Origin of the sequence: Pseudomonas frederiksbergensis, assembly GCF_003732275.1 — a bacterium.
GTDB lineage: Bacteria > Pseudomonadota > Gammaproteobacteria > Pseudomonadales > Pseudomonadaceae > Aquipseudomonas > Aquipseudomonas frederiksbergensis_H.
On sequence record NZ_MOBM01000038.1, the window covers coordinates 1,214,739 to 1,231,543 of the forward strand.

A 16,805-nucleotide genomic window follows, 5' to 3' on the forward strand; every position below is an offset into this window, starting at 1 on the left:
TCAAATGTCACCGCTTACCTACCCATTCACTCGCCAGGATATTCGCTTTGACTCGGGCGAGACCTACTGTTCGGCCTGGCTCTACCTGCCGGTTGGCGTAGAGAAACCGCCGATTGTAGTGCTCGGACACGGACTGGGTGCGGTTCGCGAGATGCGCCTGGACGCCTTTTCCGAACGATTCGCCGCTGCGGGAATCGCTACATTGGCCTTCACCTACCGTTATTTCGGAGACAGCGGTGGTCGGCCCAGACAGTTGATGTCTGTGAAGCGGCAACTGGCTGACTGGGATGCAGCGCTGGGCTTCGTCAAAGGCTGCGCGGATGTCGATGGGCGCCGGGTTGCAGTATGGGGAAGCTCGTTTGGGGGAGGGCATGCGATCACCGTGGCCAGTCGGCATCCCGAGTTACTGGCTGCCATCAGTCAGTGCCCCTTTACCGACGGTCTGGCCTCCGCCGCCGCACTGGGTGTGAAGGGATCGCTGCAGGTATCCCCGGTGCTCTTGCGTGATTTTGCGGCCAAGCTACTGGGTCGCCCGCCCGTGATGGTGCCAATCGCTGCCGCTCCCGGTCAGCCAGCCTTGATGAATGCGCATGACGCCCTGCCGGGTTATCTGGCCTTGGTGCCGAAGGGGATGGTGTTCGTCAATCACGTCGCCGCACGGGTGCTCCCGGAAATCATGGCTTATCGACCCGGACGCTCTGCCTCCAAGGTGAAGCTCCCCATCCTGTTTTGCGTCAGCACCACTGACACCGTCACACCACCGGAACAGACGATCGCCTTGGTGCGCAAGGCGCCACATGGAGAAACCAAACTCTACGCGGCGGGGCATTTCGAGTTCTACATGGGCGACGCGTTCGAAGAACTGGTGAAGGATCAGACTCAATTTCTGACGAAATATCTACTCGGCTCTTCAGCCAATTGATTCAAGCGTTTCCGTCACTTTCAGAGAGAACAACAATAATGTGCTTTTCCAAACTTTCAGATTTGCGCGCGGTGACAGAGCCTGAGGGTCTGTGCATCGCTGACGACAGCAGCAACCTGACTAACCGGCAGTTCCATTCCAGAGTCCTCGCGGCAGCGGGAGTATTCGTGGACAGGGGGGTGGGCGTTGGAGACGTCGTTGCGATCATGTTGCCCAACCAGGTGGAGTTTGTGGTGGCGATGTTCGCCGCCTGGCGTCTGGGGGCGGCGGTCACGCCGATCAATCCTGGGCTGACCAGCAAGGAAGCCACTCATCAACTGGTTGATTCGGGGGCGAAGCTGCTCATCAACGTCAGCGGCGAAGTCATAGTCCCGAATCTGCAGTCCCTGCCTGTCGCCACTCTGGAAACGGGGGCGTCCTACACCGGCGTACCCTTTGAAGAGCCTGGCGCACTGGCACTGTTGATCTACACCAGTGGCACTACCGGCCTGCCGAAGGGCGTGATGCTCGATCACGCCAATATTGAGGCCATGTCGGAAATGGGGCGAAACTCACTCAAGGTCACGGCAGCAGACCACTGTTTATTGATACTTCCACTCTTTCACGTAAACGGCATTGTGGTGAGCACGCTCGTCCCGCTATCAAGCGGTGGTCGGGTTTCGATTCGCAAGCGTTTCAACGTCGACACGTTTTTTGAGGATGTCGAGTGGCTTCGACCCACGTACTTCTCTGCAGTGCCAACCATCTACGCAATACTTAACGCGTTACCTCGCGAGGTAAAACCTTATACCTCCAGTCTTCGGTATGGCATCTGCGGCGCGGCGCCTGCATCGGCGGAACTACTGAAAAAATTTGAAGCTCGCTTCGGTTTTCCGCTGCTTGAGGGATATGGCCTGTCCGAAGGCACGTGCGCTTCGACCATCAACCCCTTCGACGGCCTACGCAAGGTCGGTACGGTCGGGTTGCCCTTCATCGGGCAACGCATTGCAATCGCCGACCCGAGCGGTGTGCATTTGCCGCAGGGCGCCACTGGCGAGGTGCTGGTTCAAGGTCCTAACGTCATGCGTGGTTACCTTGGGAAGCCCGAGGAAACAGCGAAGACCATCGTCGATGGCTGGCTGCACACCGGCGACATTGGCCGGATCGACGAAGACGGTTATCTGGCCATCGTCGGGCGCCTTAAAGAGATGATCATTCGTGGTGGAGAGAACATCTATCCCAAGGAGATCGAAGATGTGTTGTTCGAATTTCCAGGCGTTCTCGAAGCAGCAGCGATCGGTGTTCCCCACGAGACCTTCGGCGAAATTGTGATGGCCTACGTCGCGTTTCGTGCGGGATTCGCCGGTACCCAGGAGGACTTGAGCGAGCACTGCACTGACCGGCTGACGCGTTACAAAAGACCTTCCACAATCAACATCATCGACAGACTGCCAAAGAATGCCGTGGGCAAAGTCGACAAGCTGAGGCTGCGGAAGATGTGGACCGAATATGTCGATTGACAGGTACCTGATGGACTTTAGGCGCAAAGCAATCAGCACGTAGAAGGGGACACATCATGAAAAACGCAGACTTCGACTGGCTGGTGATCGGATCGGGATTTGGCGGCAGCGTCTCGGCGCTGCGCCTTGTGGAGAAAGGCTATCGCGTCGGGGTACTCGAGCGCGGCCGTCGCTATCGCGACGAAGACCTTCCCAAGTCGGCCTGGCAGTTCAACAAGTATCTGTGGGCACCCGCATTGGGTTTGAAGGGCATCATGCGCATGTCGCTGTTTCGCCATGTCTTTTTTCCCAGCCAGTCGGGTGTCGGTGGCGGCAGTACCGTGTATGGCGGTGTGTTGTACCGTGCCAAGCCAGAGTTCTTTGAAAACGTGCAGTGGCGGGAGCTCGGCCACTGGGACAGGCTATTGCAGCCTCACTACGATACGGCCGAACGCATGCTTGGGGTAAAGACGGTGCCATTCGACTCGACGAACCAGCACCTGGCCCGGGAGATGGCGCAACACTTCGGAACCGAAGACACATTCACTCGAGCACCCACCGGAGTGTTCTTTGGCGAACCGGGCAAAACCGTCAAAGACCCCTATTTCGGCGGGGAAGGGCCTGACCGTACCGGGTGTATACGTTGCGGCGCCTGCATGGTGGGATGCCGCGTCGGTGCCGTGAACTCGCTGGTGAAAAACTACCTGTGGTTCGCAGAGAAACGCGGCGTGCAGATATTGGCAGAGCGCGAGGTCGTTGATGTGAGCCCACTCGGGGCAGCCGATGGTAGTGACGGCTACCGTGTGACCGCCCAGCGCCCCGGCGCCTGGTTCACCCGTGATCGCCATACTTACACCGCCCGTGGAGTGATCTTCGCCGGCGGGGCTCTCGGTACCAACGAATTATTGGCCAACTGCAAGCACGGCGGCTCGTTGCCCCGGGTCAGCGATCGCCTTGGTGAACTGGTGCGCACCAACAGCGAATCGGTTCTGAACGTGCGCCTGCCCGAGGACCGCAAGACCTGGAACGATGTTACCGCCAGCAGCAGTGTGCATGTCGATCAGGATACCCACATCGAGTTTCTCACCTACGGTCGCAACGCCGACTTCCTCAGTTTGCTTTGCACGCTGCTGGTCGGTAAGGGTAACCGCGTGACGCGGCCGCTGAAGTGGCTGGGGAATATCGTGTTGCACCCAGCGCGATGGCTCAAGTCGCTATGGCCATGGGGCTGGAGCCGACGCATGGTAATGCTGTTAGTGATGCAGACATTGGACAATGCGATCGCACTTCGCCCCCGCAAGCGTTGGCTGGGTCGCGGCTACCGCCTCGTCACCGAGCAGAATCGCGACAAGCCAAATCCGACTTACATCGAGATGGGTAACCAGGCGGTTCAATGGTTGGCCAGGCACACCGGCGGTATTGCCCAGAGCAACGTACTGGAAGCGCTGGGCAACATTCCGACAACAGCCCATGTGCTGGGCGGTGCCGTGATCGGCGCCAATGCCAAAAGCGGCGTGATTGATCAGAACCTACACGTTTTTGGTTACCAAAACATGTTGGTGTGTGACGGCGCTGCGATGCCTGCAAATCCTGGGGTTAATCCTGCGCTGACCATCACGGCACTCGCCGAGTACGCAATGGCGCAGATTCCACAGGCCCGCAATAACGAAGGTGTTCATGAGCGAGGTGAGGCGGTAGCTACGAAACCGTCCAGTGGCGTGCTCAGCCATCCTGATAATCAGCGCGTGGCCTCGATACAGATCCCTATCCTGCTGCACATATGAGCATTGAGCCGCAAAACATACGAGCATCTGTCATGACCGGTTCCTTCTCTGCATGAGCGAACCGGTTGACCCAACCTCTGAACATGCCGAGTGGCTGCGTACTTGAACTGAAATACTGTTCGCTCCGCGTTACCGCATGGTTGCGCGGTTTTTTCAAGGTTTTAACGGAGTTGCCTGCCCGGCAATTACGCCAGCAGTGGAAGATTCCACTTTTTCGCGCTTCGCTCCCAAGCCGACAACAATGTTGTTACACGTCGCTACCAGGATCTGCGAAGCAGGATTTTCCATGCCTGAGAAGTGGCCAGCGAGTTCGAGCATGATGAATCCGTGCGCGGCACTCCACAGCTGTGGCGCGATGAGAGCAGGATCGATTTTGCGAACGCATTTGGCATCAACCAAGCGAGCGCACGCGTTGATCAGAATCGCGTATGTCGCCTTGAAGGCTTCCGATTGCCCATCTGCAATCGCTTTCATGGTACCTCGTGAGGGGCTATATCTGCCGTCAATCGAAAGACCAAACATTAAGTCGTACAGATGGGGATTGCTTCGTGCAAGGTCTCGGCAAGCCAGGAGCATCGCACATAAGTCGGTTATCGGATCATCCGTGATTGGCACACGCTTGAAGACTGCAGCCAACCGCTTGAATCCCTCGTCAGCGACTGCTTGTAGAAGTTCCGGCACTCCGCCGAAGTGTGTATAAACCCCCATCGTCGACAGGCCGGCTTCGCTCGCTACCGAACGGGCCTTGACTTCGGACGGGCCGTTAGTCGCAAGCACACGGATGGTTGCCTCGACGAGGCGGGTGGGGGCATTAGGGAGTGAGTTATCAGTGGTCATGTTGCAATACTGCCATAACGGCGTTATGTTTATCAAATAACAGCGTTATATGGCTGGCGCGACTGGAAGCTTGCTCAGAAAGCGATCTGAACACAGCAAGCGCAATCCGATAGCGTGAGCCACAGGGCCAATTTCATACACTGAAAATGGCATCAAGCCGACAAGAAAATTCGCTCAATCATGAGGATTCAGACAATGCGTACGCTCAAAGCAGGTGTCTTCGGACTCACCCTGGCAGCAGCAGTCATATCATCGGCACTGTGGGCAGACGACAATTCGCCGATTGGCCTGTGGCAAAACATCGACGATGTCAGTGGCAAGCCGAGGGCGTTGATTCGAATCACCGAATCCAATGGCACTCTTAAGGGCATTATCGAAAAAGCGTTTCCCACCCCCAAAGAAGATCAGAGTCCGAAGTGCGAGAAATGTGAAGGCGTGAACAAAAATGTGCCGATTGTAGGCCTGACCATTCTGACCGGTTTGCGAAAGGATGGCGAAGAATACACCGATGGCCAAATCCTCGATCCGGATAACGGTAAGGTCTATAGCAGTAAAGTCCACCTGACCGACAACGGCAAAAAGCTCAGCGTGCGCGGCTACATTGGCACGCCGCTGCTGGGGCGTTCACAGACCTGGGTACGCCAGGAATAAGGAAGCACGATGAAAGCATTCATTATCGATCGCTATGGAAAAAAGGTTGCGTTACGGGCGACCGAAATGCCAGAACCTGAATTGGGCAAGGATGATGTTTTAGTCCAGATCCATGCTGCCGGTGTAAACCCTCTGGATTTAAAAATCAGGGACGGTGAGTTCAAAATGATTTTGCCTTATCGCATGCCACTTATTCTGGGGAATGATTTGGCCGGGGTTGTCGTACGGGTCGGCTCAGGAGTGCTGCAATTCAAGGCGGGTGATGAGGTCTATGCACGGCCCGATGACAATCGAATTGGTGCATTCGCCGAATTCATTGCGATCAATCAAGGCTCGCTGGCGATCAAGCCGAAAGATCTCACCATGGAAGAAGCGGCTTCTATCCCTCTGGTTGGCTTGACGGCCTGGCAGGCGCTGGTCGAAAAAGCGGACCTGAAGAAAGGTCAAAAGGTGTTAATTCATGCGGGCTCCGGTGGTGTGGGAACACTGGCCATTCAGCTGGCCAAACACCTGGGGGCGACCGTAGCGACGACCACGAGCACGGCGAATGTCGAGTGGGTGAAGCGCCTCGGTGCGGATATCGTGATCGATTACCGCAAAGACGATTTTGAAAAGGTCCTGCACGACTACGATGTGGTCTTGAACAGCCTGGGCACAGAGACTCTCGAGAAGTCGTTACGCATCCTAAAGCCGGGTGGAAAGCTCATTTCGATCTCTGGACCACCGGATGTGGACTTTGCGAAAAGCGCTGGGTTGTCCGGGTTCCTGAAACTAGTCACGCGTCTGTTGAGTTACGGGATCAGGAAAAAAGCCAAACGCCGTGGCGTCAGCTATTCATTCCTTTACATGAGAGCCAACGGCGACCAATTGCGTGAGCTTACCGCGCTCATCGATTCGCGGGTCATACGTCCGGTTGTGGACCGGGTTTTTCCGTTCGAGTTGACCCCGGATGCCTTGGCCTATGTTGAAACCGGTCGGGCAAAAGGCAAGGTCATCGTCAAGGTAAAATAACGAGACGACCCCATGTTCGAAAACTTCGAAACGCAGCAAATTACCGTAGGCGATGTGGAAATTGCCTGTGTTGCAGCGGGTAAAGGCGAACCCATCCTGATGCTCCACGGCTTTCCGCAGACCATGGCGCTCTGGGCACGTATCGCGCCTGGGCTGGTCGCGCGTGGCTATCGGGTTGTCTGTGCTGATTTGCGTGGGTATGGCGCATCGGATAAGCCGCCGCTTCAAGCGGATCTGTCAAATTACGGATTTCGCGCCATGGCCGCGGATCAGGTCGGACTGATGCGTGTGCTCGGGCATGAACGGTTCCATCTTGTTGGACACGACCGTGGCGCGCGCACTGCATACCGGATGACGCTGGATTATCCAGAGAAGGTGGCGAGCGTCACGCTGATGGACATCGTTCCTACGGCTGTGATGCTGACAGATCTGCGCAAGGACGTAGCCCACAGTTACTGGCACTGGTTTTTCCTTTCTCAGCCCGAACCCTTCCCGGAGCGGATGATTGAGGCAGATCCCGATTTCTTTTTCGAGAGCTGCCTTTTCGGCTGGGGCGCCGCAGGGCTGGAAGATTTTGATGCTGACCAACTGGCGGCGTATCGGAAAGCCTGGCGTGATCCGGCGACGATCGCTGGGTTTTGCAACGACTATCGCGCCACGCTCACTGTGGATCTGGAGGACGATTTGTCAGACTCCGGACGACGTATCACCGCGCCCGCGCTGATCCTCTATGGCGCCTCAGGTGCGATGGCCAAGCACTATGATTTACCCGCCACTTGGGTAGATCGCTGCACGGTGATGGAGGCTTCTGCGATAGTGGGCGGACATTTTTTCTCTGATTCCCGGCCGGACGAGGTCATTGAGCGAGTCGCCGCATTTTTGGCAAGCCATCCCTTGCAATCTTGCTGAAAACCTCCCGTGCATCGATGTCGATGTCTGCCACGCCCTGTTGATAGCGGATAACGCTCAGCGACGCCGGCTGCGAATGGCTCCACCCCATGGGCACGCAGCCACTTCTCGGGAGGACCGCTGAGACAACGACTACGTGGCCTGCGACGGTGACAGTGTCGCGAGAATTTTTTCGCGGCAGACCTCCAGAATCTCATCCGCCAGCGGGGAATCATCCGGACAAGCCCGCGACAGCACGACTGCGCCGACCACATGGGCAAGCATGTCGATCATCTGTGCTCGCACTGTGTGCGGATCCACGTCGTCCAGCGAGTCCTCAGGCTCAAGGACTGCCAGCATGCTTTCGATCCCGTCAGCAAACGTTGCCTTGACCTCCTCCGATTGACGCGCAGCGTCCCCGCAGAGGGCCGCCATCGTGCAGCCAACGCTGCGGCCATCACGGTGATCTCGTGACATGTAAAGATTGACGAACTCGGTGGCGTCGAGGCCTGCGCTATTGACCAGGCTCTGCGAAAGCCCGCTCGCCGCTGCTTCAGCCATCAAATCGGCTTTGGAGCGAAAGTGCTTGTAGAACCCGCCATGGGTGAACCCGGCAGCGGCCATCAGTTCCGCCACCCCCACACCGTCATAACCGCGTTCACGAAACAGGGCGGAGGCCGTCTCGACGATGTGCGCCCGATTCGCCTGTGCCTGCGCTTTGGTGACCCTCATACCCACATGCCTCTTTGAATCTGCTGACTGTCAGGCGACCAATATACATTGATGTCAATCATCATCAAAGTTATTGACGATTAAGATTATGATCATCATCATAACGGCTCGCTAACTTTTGGAAGGGCTCAGGCCATGAGCGACGCCCGCCTGAAAGCGCCGATCGTATGGTGATGCGCACTCGCAACAACGATCATCAGTCAACGTGGGAGAAACAAAATATGACCGAAGAAACTTTATTTGAGCCCTACACCCTCGGCTCCCTGACGCTCTCCAATCGGGTGGTCCTGGCGCCGCTGACGCGCAACCGCGCCGGCGCGGGCTTCGTTCCAAGCGAGTTCGCTGCAACGTATTACAGCCAGCGGGCGTCGGCCGGTCTGCAGATTTCCGAGGCCACACAGATTTCGCAGCAGGGGCAGGGCTACCAGGATACGCCCGGCATCTACTCGCAAGCGCAGATCGACGGTTGGCGTGAGGTCACCGATGCCGTCCATGCGAAGAGCGGGAAAATTTTCCTGCAGTTGTGGCACGTCGGGCGAGTTTCGCATGTTGATCTGCAGGAGAACGGCGCCGCTCCGGTGGCGCCCTCGGCCATTCGAGCCGCAACCAAGACGTTCGTCAACAACAGCTTTGTCGACGTTTCCGAGCCTCGGGCGCTGGAGCTCGACGAACTGCCCGGGATCGTCAACGATTTCCGCCAGGCCGCGGCAAACGCCATCGCCGCAGGCTTCGATGGCGTCGAGATCCACGGCGCCAATGGCTATCTGCTGGACCAGTTCGTCAAGGACGGTGCCAACGTACGCACCGATGCCTACGGCGGGTCTATCGAAAATCGCGCGCGGCTGCTGCTGGAGGTGACGGCAGCAGTGGTGGGCGAGATCGGCGCCGAGCGCACCGGTATTCGTATCTCGCCGGTTTCGCCCACCAATGGTGTCTCGAGCAGCGATCCACAGGGGCAGTTCGACTACATCGTCGACCAGCTCGATGCCTTGGGCATCGTCTATCTCCATGTCGTCGAGGGCGCGACCGGCGGGCCGCGCGAGGTCGCACCGTTCGACTTTGAATCCCTGCGTCGGCGATTCAGGAACACCTACATCGCCAACAATGGCTATGACCTGGATCTCGCTACTTCCCGACTCACCGAAGGCAAGGCAGACCTCTTCGCGTTCGGGCGCCCGTTCATTGCTAACCCGGATCTGGTGGAACGTCTGAAGACCGCAGCGCCGTTGGCGGCGTTCGATCCGACCACGCTTTTCGGCGGTGGTGCTGCGGGATACATCGACTATCCGGCCCTCGCTGACGCCAGCGCCCTGTAACACTGGCGCGGTGTCGATTTGTACGTTGCATGCCCTACATGTGTTCACCTGATCAAGAGAGCAAATACATGACTACCCATCCCGCAGTCCTCATTACCGGCGCTTCCTCCGGCATCGGCGCTACCTACGCCGAGCGCTTCGCACGTCGCGGCCACGATCTCGTGCTGGTTGCCCGCGACAAAGTGAGGCTGGAGGCACTTGCGGCTCGCCTGCGCGAGGAAAACAGCGTCGCTGTCGATATCCTCCAGGCCGATCTCACCAGGCCCAGCGACTTGGCCGTCGTCGAGACGCGCCTGCGCGATGATTCGCGAATCGGCATCCTCATTAACAACGCCGGGGCAGCCCAGTCTGGCAGCTTCATCGAGCAGACGACCGACGATGTCGCTCGACTCGTCGCGCTCAACACAACCTCGTTGGTGCGACTCGCCAGCGCAATCGCCCCTCGGCTTGCGCAGGCCGGTGAAGGCGCGATCGTCAATATCGGCTCAGTGGTTGGCTTGGCGCCGGAATTCGGCATGTCGGTCTATGGCGCCACCAAGGCCTTTGTGTTGTTCCTCTCCCAGGGACTGAGTCTGGAACTCACGCCCAAGGGTGTCTATGTCCAGGCCGTACTTCCTGCCGGAACCCGCACCGAGATTTGGGGGCGTGCGGGCATCGACATCAACGCGCTGCCGGAACTGATGGAGGTGGGTGAGCTGGTGGATGCCGCGCTGGCGGGCTTCGATCGGCGTGAGCTTGTGACCATCCCGCCACTGCACGACGCAAGTCACTGGACGGCCCTGGATGCCGCGCGACAAGCGCTCATTTCAGACATTAGACAAGCGCATGTGGCAGAGCGGTATCGCACGCCCTCGTAAGTATTCCGGCGACGCAGAGGTAGGGGCGTCATCACTTTCAATCAACATGAAGCAGACCGGGATCTCCCCATCTCAGGACTCCCGGTCCACACCAGACGCACGGAGTAAACAATGACCCATTCCGACAATTACCTTGGATCGGGTACGTCCTATGTAACTGCCGTAAACCGCTCGATCAATGTCGCAGGGACTGTGTTTGCCTACCGTGATCTGGGGCCTCGCAGCGGAGTGCCGCTGATTCTTCTTAACCATTGGGGCGCGGTATTGGACAACTTCGACCCGCGGATCATCGATGGTCTTGCCAGCAAGCATCGCGTCATCGCCACTGACTACCGGGGCATCGGCGCATCGGGAGGAACAGCGCCCCTGACCATTGATGAAATGGCGCGGGATGCGATAGCCCTGATTCACGGGCTGGGCTTGGAGAAGGTCGATCTAATCGGTTTTTCCCTTGGCGGATTCGTGGCACAGGACATCGTGCTGAAAGCACCCGACTTGGTGTGCAAGCTCATTTTGGCCGGTACCGGGCCGGCGGGCGGCAAAGACATTGACAAGGTAGGGTCGGTGTCGTGGCCATTGATGATCAAGGGCTTACTGACGCTACGGGATCCGAAGTTCTATCTGTTCTTCACAGCCTCGGCCAATGGTCGCCAAGCCGCGAAGGCCTTCTTGAAGCGACTGAAGGAGCGCAAAACGGATCGGGACAAGGGACCCACGCCAAGTGCCTTCTCGCGACAGTTGAAGGCGATCAAAGCGTGGGGGCGGCAGGCACCCCAGGATCTCGGCAGTATCCAGATCCCGGTACTGATCGCCAATGGTGATAACGACATCATGGTGCCGACAGTGAACTCTACTGATATGGCGCGCCGCATCCCGAACTCGCAACTGATCATTTACGAAGATGCCGGACATGGTGCGATTTTCCAGAATCACGCCAATTTCGTGGCGAAGGCGCTAGCTTTTCTCGATCCCGGACATCCTGAAAAAAAGTTACCTGACCCGCACTAGTTTTTCGGATACGCGAGGCGTAGGTGCCTTGAGTTGATTTCGACCAGCATGGTCATTGAGGAGACGATGATGACGTTCAAAGCACTGCTCGCAACAAAGACTGGTGACAGGATTTCGGCCAGCGTAGTTGACGCGCATGAGCAAGATCTTATGCCAGGAGACGTTACCGTAAAAATCGACTATTCGACCGTGAACTACAAGGACGCTCTAGCCCTTAGTGGGTACGCCGACGTCATCAAGCAGTTTCCATTGATTGCCGGCATCGATTTTGCCGGCACCGTCGAAACCTCTGCCTATCCCGGCATCGCCGTGGGGGACCGCGTAGTCGCCAATGGTTGGGGGCTGAGCCAGACCCATCATGGCGGATTTTCTCAGAAGGCACGCGTAAAAGGCGAGTGGCTGGTCAAGCTTCCGGACGTCTTCTCGACCAAGGACGCAATGGCTATCGGCACGGCAGGGTATACGGCGATGCTGTCGGTACTGGCGCTGGAGCATGGCGGTCTCACACCGGCTCGCGGTGACGTCCTCGTCACTGGCGCCAATGGCGGAGTCGGCTCGATCGCGATTGCGATTCTCTCCGATCTCGGCTATCGCGTGGTCGCGTCGACCGGGCGTGTTGAGGAGCAAGATTATCTGACCCGTTTAGGTGCGGCGCAGATCATCGATCGCCGAACGCTGTCTGCCCAAGGAGCACCGATAGCGACTGAAAAATGGGCTGGCGTTGTGGACTCGGTCGGCAGTCATACGCTAGCGAACGTATTGGCGCAGACCCAGTATCGCGGTGTGGTGACGGCCTGTGGTCTGGCTCAGGGTATGGATCTTCCAGGGTCGGTGCTGCCCTTCATCCTGCGCAATATAACCCTCGCTGGCATCGACTCCGTCAATGCCCCGTACGAGTCCCGACTCCAGGCCTGGACGCGCCTGGCGAGCGATCTCAATCTGAGCAAACTCGCGCGCACGACGCAGGTGGTTGGTCTCGCAGAGGTGCCCGCGGTGATCGGCCGAATGTTCGAAGGCAAAGTCCAGGGACGCGTAGTGGTCGACGTCAACGCGTGACCATGAGCTCCATCAAGGAATGCGAAATGACGCAACCAAGTACGATCAGCATTGCGCGACTTTCACCGAAAGTCTGCAAGATCAAGTTCTCGAATCCACCGACTAATTTGATCGTGCCCGAGACCGTCAATCGCCTGCATGAAGTCGTAAAGGAACTGAGTGAGGACGAGAATGTTCAAGTGGTCATTTTCAGCAGCACCGTCTTTGGCTACTTCTTCAACCATTTTGATCTTGATGAAGCCGGAAAATTTCCGATGCTGGCAGGTGTGGAAGGGATGCCGACGTGGATCGATCTCGTCGTGAGGCTTTCCAAAGCTCCGTTCATCAGCATTGCTTCAATCCGTGGGCGGACGAGAGGCGGCGGGAACGAATTGGCGTTGGCGTGCGATCTACGTTACGCCAGCCGGGAGCATGCAGTGTTCGGCCAACCCGAGGTCGGTATCGGAATTCTGCCGAGCGGCGGGTGCAGTGAGCGCCTTCCACGTCTCATCGGACGTGATCGCGGGCTCGAAGCGATATTAAGCAGCGATGACTATGACGCTGATCTGGCAGAACGCTATGGATGGGTGACGCGACCTATCCCTGACGAGGAATTGGACCGATTTGTGGAGGGCATGGTGTCCCGACTTGCGTTATTCGACAAATCAGCACTGGCGGCTGCCAAAGCCCAAGTCAACAGAGTAACACTGCCGCCGGATGCGGATCTCTTGATGGCTCATGGTGAGTACGTTGAGTCGTTGACGTGGGCGGTGGACCAGGCGCGACTACCTCTGCTTCGGATGCATATTGCTGAAAAAGGGATCGAGAAGGTGGAGTCGCGCCTGGGGTATTACATAGGTCTCACAAATCAACCACCTTTTATCTGGCGAAGCTTGTTATTGCGACCTTAGCGACTTTATTAAAGATTCGGGTCGAAGGTGGCGAACGAGAGCATTGACCGGAGGGGCACGGTTAGTCTTTTTCAAAGACTCTCAGGGTCGCCGAAGCTGCGACGCCCAACCGCTGTCGGATCAGAGTCTGGGAGCTACGTCGGCAACCCGGTGCGGCTCAGCACAGTGGTCGCGATGGCCTTCACTTTGCGACAGTGCTTGGTCAGTCTTCCATGGGTAACTGAAACCTGGCTCGATAAGCGCCTGGCGTGAACCCAACGCGCTCACGGAACAGGCGTGAAAACGAGCTGATATCACTGTAGCCGACATAGTGAGCGATTCGCTCGGTACTCAGGTCGCCAGCCTCCAGTAAAGCTCGCGCCGTATCAACGCGTAGGTTCTGCAGATAGGTGAGCGGTGACTGTTCAAGCACCTTATTGAAGCGGCGTATCAATGTACGTTCGCTCACGGCCAACTTCTGCGCCAGGTCTGTCATGCGCACCTGGTCCGCCAAGTGATCCTGAAGCCACTTTTGCGCGCGTTGAATCAAGGGATCATTGTGGGTCTTGTCGGCGATAAGCGGCTGGAAAGGTGTCTGCGTCGTTTGGGTCAAATCGATCAGCATGCTGCGGGCGCATTGTCTGGCGATGGCCTCTCCCGCGAATTTGTTAAGCACGTGAACCGCTTGCAACAAAAATGTGGCATGTGCGCCACCGCATACCAGACGTTCAGATTCAGTCACCACTGGACGCATTTGCAGATCAACCTTCGGGAATCTGCTGCGGAAATGCCCCTCCAGCCACCAAGTGGTCGTCGCCACTTTGTTGTCGAGCAAACCCGTCTCAGCAAGCAGGAAGGTACCCGTGCAATTGGCACAGAGCCATGCACCATTTCGCCATTGGCTAACCAGCCAGTCACGCACAGCTCCCTGTTTTTCCAGGAAACCCTGGAAATGCTGCCAGCCGCGATAATGCAGGCTGGGAATAAAGACCAAATCGTAATGCTGGTTCTTCGGCAGCGCCCGCATGCCGAGTTCGAGGCCATTGCTCGCGCGCACAGGCAGCCCGTTCTGCGATATGAAATGCCATTCAAACAGACCTGACGGTGGCATCCCCTGTTTTGACATGTGCGCGTTGGCAACCTGAAGCATGTCAGCAAAACCTCCCACAACGGAGGCATAGGAGTCGTCAAAACCCAGAATCGCAACGGTGGTCATGGCGGAACCTTTTTTGGCATGGATGGCGATATTCGCATATTTACCGTCGTTTTTGCCTATTACGTCATTCCATCAGTTTCCATACCGTTCACACCACGTTGCTTCCCCAGGCTACAGAAGAGATAACCATGACCCATCTTGCCAATACTTCGGTCAATGCGACTGTTGCGCGTCACCAGGATCGCCTGTATCACGACCTGGATACCCCGCAGGAAATCCTCGCTATCCGCCAGGAGATTCGTCGCTTCGCCGACGAACATGTCGCCCCGGTGGCCTACGCCATTGGCCACACAGAGGAGTCCGTTGCAGCGTTCCCGCGTGACTTGTTCGCCAAAATGGCCAAGGCCGGTTTATTTGGCATTCCCTTTACCGCCGATGCGGGTGGGCGAGGGCTCAAATACCCCACCACGGCCACTGCCGTGATGATCGAGGAGTTGGCTTACCATTCGAACTCGGTGGCCGCCATCGTGGACGTGCATTGCATTCTCGCGGGTAATGCGCTGAACCACGGGGCGGACTCGATCAAGCAACGCTATCTCAGGCCTTTGCTCAGCGGCGACAAGATCGGGAGCTTCGCAACTACCGAGCCGGATGCCAGTACCGACTTGAGCGTTGAAGCCATGGGCACCCACGCTACGCGCACCGAAGATGGCTACATCGTCAACGGCCGCAAGCGTTTCATTTCCAACGCCCCAGTTGCCGACTTTGTTGTACTGCTCTGTGTCGATGGCGCGCGCATGACCGAGTTGGTGGTCGAGTTGAATTGGCCAGGTGTTCGTGTTGGCGAACCCGACAAGAAAATGGGCAACCATGGTCAACTGACGGCGGATATCTATTTCGATAGCGTCAAAGTGCCCATGACGAACGTCGTTGGCCAGCCCGGTGATGGTCTCAAGATAGCGTTGCAAACACTGACGTTCGGGCGCATCGGGATTGCCGCCAGCGGGACCGGCATGGCTCAGGCATTGTTTGATCACAGTATCGCGCGGCTCAAGACGCGCCGGGCTTTTGGCAAAGCCATTGCGCAGTTCCAACACTGGCAGTTCAAGATGGCCGAGCGCGCCACTGAAATCGAGAACGCCCGCAACCTGTATCTCAAGGCGGCGTTGCGCATGGACGAAGGGCTCGCTTTTCCGGAGCCCGAGGCCGCGATGGCCAAATGGTACGGCACCAACCTTGCCGGTGAATTCGCCCGCGACGCGGTACAGATCTTTGGTGGCTACGGCTTTATGCGCGAGCTCGCGGCGGATGGTTCGCACTACCGTGTCGAAGAGATCTATCGCGACTGCAAGATCGCCGAAATCTATGAGGGAACCAATGAGATTCAGAAGCTAGTCATTGCACGTGCCATCTTCGGTAAAGACATCACCGGCTGATTGGATGGCCAACCCAATGGAGAGCTGTCCAATGCACATCCTCATTATCCACGCGCACAACGAGCCGCAATCGTTCAATGCGGCCATGAAAGATCTGGCGGTCGAAGAACTGCGGGGGCAAGGGCACTCTGTCGAAGTGTCTGACCTGTATGCCATGAGCTGGAATCCGATCGCCAGCGCGGCTGACTTTGGCAGCCGCGTAAATTCAGAGTACCTGACGTATGCCTTGGAACAGCGTCACAATTGCTCGCTACGCACACTGGCGCCGGATATCCAGGCGGAGCTGGACAAGTTACTGAAGGCCGATCTGGTGATCTTCAACTTCCCAATCTATTGGTTCTCGATGCCGGCGATCATGAAAGGCTGGATAGACCGAGTATTGGTTTCTGGCGTCTGCTATGGCGGAAAGCGCTTTTACGACCTGGGAGGCCTGGCTGGCAAGAAGGCCATGCTCGCCATTACTGTCGGCGGTCAACCACACATGTTGGTGAGCGGCGGCGTGCACGGTGAACTCAACGATATGCTCCGTCCTATCCTGCGTGGAACGTTGGCCTATACCGGGATGACTGTGCTTCCGACCTTTGTTGCCTATCACGTGCCGTACATTTCCCAGGAAGCACGTGTCACTCAGTTAGCAATGTATCGACAGCACCTGCGTTCGCTGGACACACTGCAAGGGCTTTCATTCGTCTCACTTGATGAGTTCGATGAGAAATTGCACCCGATTTCCGCTCCGAATCCCTAGCAGACACCACGTTTGCCTACATAGTTTTCTCACCATCGGTACTCCATGTAGCCAACAAG

16 protein-coding genes are annotated in these 16,805 nt (G+C 57.3%); 13 read left to right on the forward strand and 3 right to left on the reverse strand.

The genetic code is table 11. The features are described from left to right. Nucleotides 1-4 precede the first annotated feature (4 nt). The 3 genes from BK662_RS24975 to BK662_RS24985 are packed head-to-tail and all read left to right on the forward strand — an operon-like array spanning nt 5 to nt 4,184. Nucleotides 5-922 (forward strand): alpha/beta hydrolase, encoded by a 918-nt coding sequence (locus BK662_RS24975; RefSeq protein ID WP_123359930.1) that lies wholly within the window; start codon nt 5-7, stop codon nt 920-922. A gap of 38 nt (nt 923-960) precedes the next feature. Continuing rightward, on the forward strand, nt 961-2,421 hold the full coding sequence (locus BK662_RS24980; protein ID WP_123359533.1) for a class I adenylate-forming enzyme family protein: 1,461 nt from the start codon (nt 961-963) through the stop codon (nt 2,419-2,421). Between the two features lie 56 nt (nt 2,422-2,477). After that, the gene (locus tag BK662_RS24985; protein ID WP_123359532.1) at nt 2,478-4,184 is read left to right on the forward strand and encodes a GMC oxidoreductase; all 1,707 of its coding nucleotides are present in this window, start codon (nt 2,478-2,480) and stop codon (nt 4,182-4,184) included. Nucleotides 4,185-4,337: 153 nt separating this feature from the next. On the opposite strand, the gene BK662_RS24990 is transcribed toward BK662_RS24985, so the two are convergent. Beyond that, nucleotides 4,338-5,021, reverse strand: coding sequence for a TetR/AcrR family transcriptional regulator (locus tag BK662_RS24990; RefSeq protein WP_123359531.1), 684 nt, complete (start codon nt 5,019-5,021; stop codon nt 4,338-4,340). A gap of 195 nt (nt 5,022-5,216) precedes the next feature. Between BK662_RS24990 and BK662_RS24995 the strand changes: the two genes are divergently transcribed. Genes BK662_RS24995 through BK662_RS25005 form a run of 3 tightly spaced genes read left to right on the forward strand, consistent with a single transcriptional unit; the run spans nt 5,217 to nt 7,592 of the window. Next, nucleotides 5,217-5,672 (forward strand): DUF2147 domain-containing protein, encoded by a 456-nt coding sequence (locus BK662_RS24995; protein ID WP_123359530.1) that lies wholly within the window; start codon nt 5,217-5,219, stop codon nt 5,670-5,672. A 9-nt stretch (nt 5,673-5,681) separates the two neighbouring features. Continuing rightward, nucleotides 5,682-6,683 (forward strand): NADP-dependent oxidoreductase, encoded by a 1,002-nt coding sequence (locus BK662_RS25000; RefSeq protein ID WP_123359529.1) that lies wholly within the window; start codon nt 5,682-5,684, stop codon nt 6,681-6,683. A 12-nt stretch (nt 6,684-6,695) separates the two neighbouring features. Continuing rightward, nucleotides 6,696-7,592, forward strand: a complete 897-nt coding sequence (locus BK662_RS25005; RefSeq protein ID WP_123359528.1) for an alpha/beta fold hydrolase — start codon at nt 6,696-6,698, stop codon at nt 7,590-7,592. A gap of 132 nt (nt 7,593-7,724) precedes the next feature. Here BK662_RS25005 and BK662_RS25010 read toward each other — a convergent pair whose 3' ends face one another. Beyond that, nucleotides 7,725-8,303: a TetR/AcrR family transcriptional regulator gene (locus tag BK662_RS25010; RefSeq protein ID WP_123359527.1), complete on the reverse strand. Its 579-nt coding sequence runs from the start codon at nt 8,301-8,303 to the stop codon at nt 7,725-7,727. 221 nt (nt 8,304-8,524) lie between these two features. Between BK662_RS25010 and BK662_RS25015 the strand changes: the two genes are divergently transcribed. From BK662_RS25015 to BK662_RS25035, 5 genes are all read left to right on the forward strand, one after another. Beyond that, a complete protein-coding gene (locus BK662_RS25015; RefSeq protein WP_123359929.1) occupies nt 8,525-9,619 on the forward strand; it encodes an alkene reductase in 1,095 nt (364 codons plus the stop codon). 68 nt (nt 9,620-9,687) lie between these two features. Next, nucleotides 9,688-10,476, forward strand: a complete 789-nt coding sequence (locus BK662_RS25020) for an SDR family NAD(P)-dependent oxidoreductase (RefSeq protein ID WP_123359526.1) — start codon at nt 9,688-9,690, stop codon at nt 10,474-10,476. Between the two features lie 111 nt (nt 10,477-10,587). Then, the gene (locus BK662_RS25025) at nt 10,588-11,484 is read left to right on the forward strand and encodes an alpha/beta fold hydrolase (RefSeq protein WP_123359525.1); all 897 of its coding nucleotides are present in this window, start codon (nt 10,588-10,590) and stop codon (nt 11,482-11,484) included. Between the two features lie 69 nt (nt 11,485-11,553). Further along, on the forward strand, nt 11,554-12,540 hold the full coding sequence (acuI, locus tag BK662_RS25030; protein WP_123359928.1) for an acrylyl-CoA reductase (NADPH): 987 nt from the start codon (nt 11,554-11,556) through the stop codon (nt 12,538-12,540). A 26-nt stretch (nt 12,541-12,566) separates the two neighbouring features. Then, nucleotides 12,567-13,430, forward strand: coding sequence for an enoyl-CoA hydratase/isomerase family protein (locus BK662_RS25035; RefSeq protein ID WP_123359524.1), 864 nt, complete (start codon nt 12,567-12,569; stop codon nt 13,428-13,430). A gap of 202 nt (nt 13,431-13,632) precedes the next feature. Here BK662_RS25035 and BK662_RS25040 read toward each other — a convergent pair whose 3' ends face one another. After that, nucleotides 13,633-14,625, reverse strand: coding sequence for a GlxA family transcriptional regulator (locus BK662_RS25040; protein WP_123359523.1), 993 nt, complete (start codon nt 14,623-14,625; stop codon nt 13,633-13,635). 128 nt (nt 14,626-14,753) lie between these two features. Between BK662_RS25040 and BK662_RS25045 the strand changes: the two genes are divergently transcribed. After that, a complete protein-coding gene (locus BK662_RS25045; protein WP_123359522.1) occupies nt 14,754-16,001 on the forward strand; it encodes an acyl-CoA dehydrogenase family protein in 1,248 nt (415 codons plus the stop codon). A gap of 31 nt (nt 16,002-16,032) precedes the next feature. Then, a complete protein-coding gene (locus BK662_RS25050; RefSeq protein WP_123359521.1) occupies nt 16,033-16,746 on the forward strand; it encodes an NAD(P)H-dependent oxidoreductase in 714 nt (237 codons plus the stop codon). Nucleotides 16,747-16,805 lie beyond the last annotated feature (59 nt).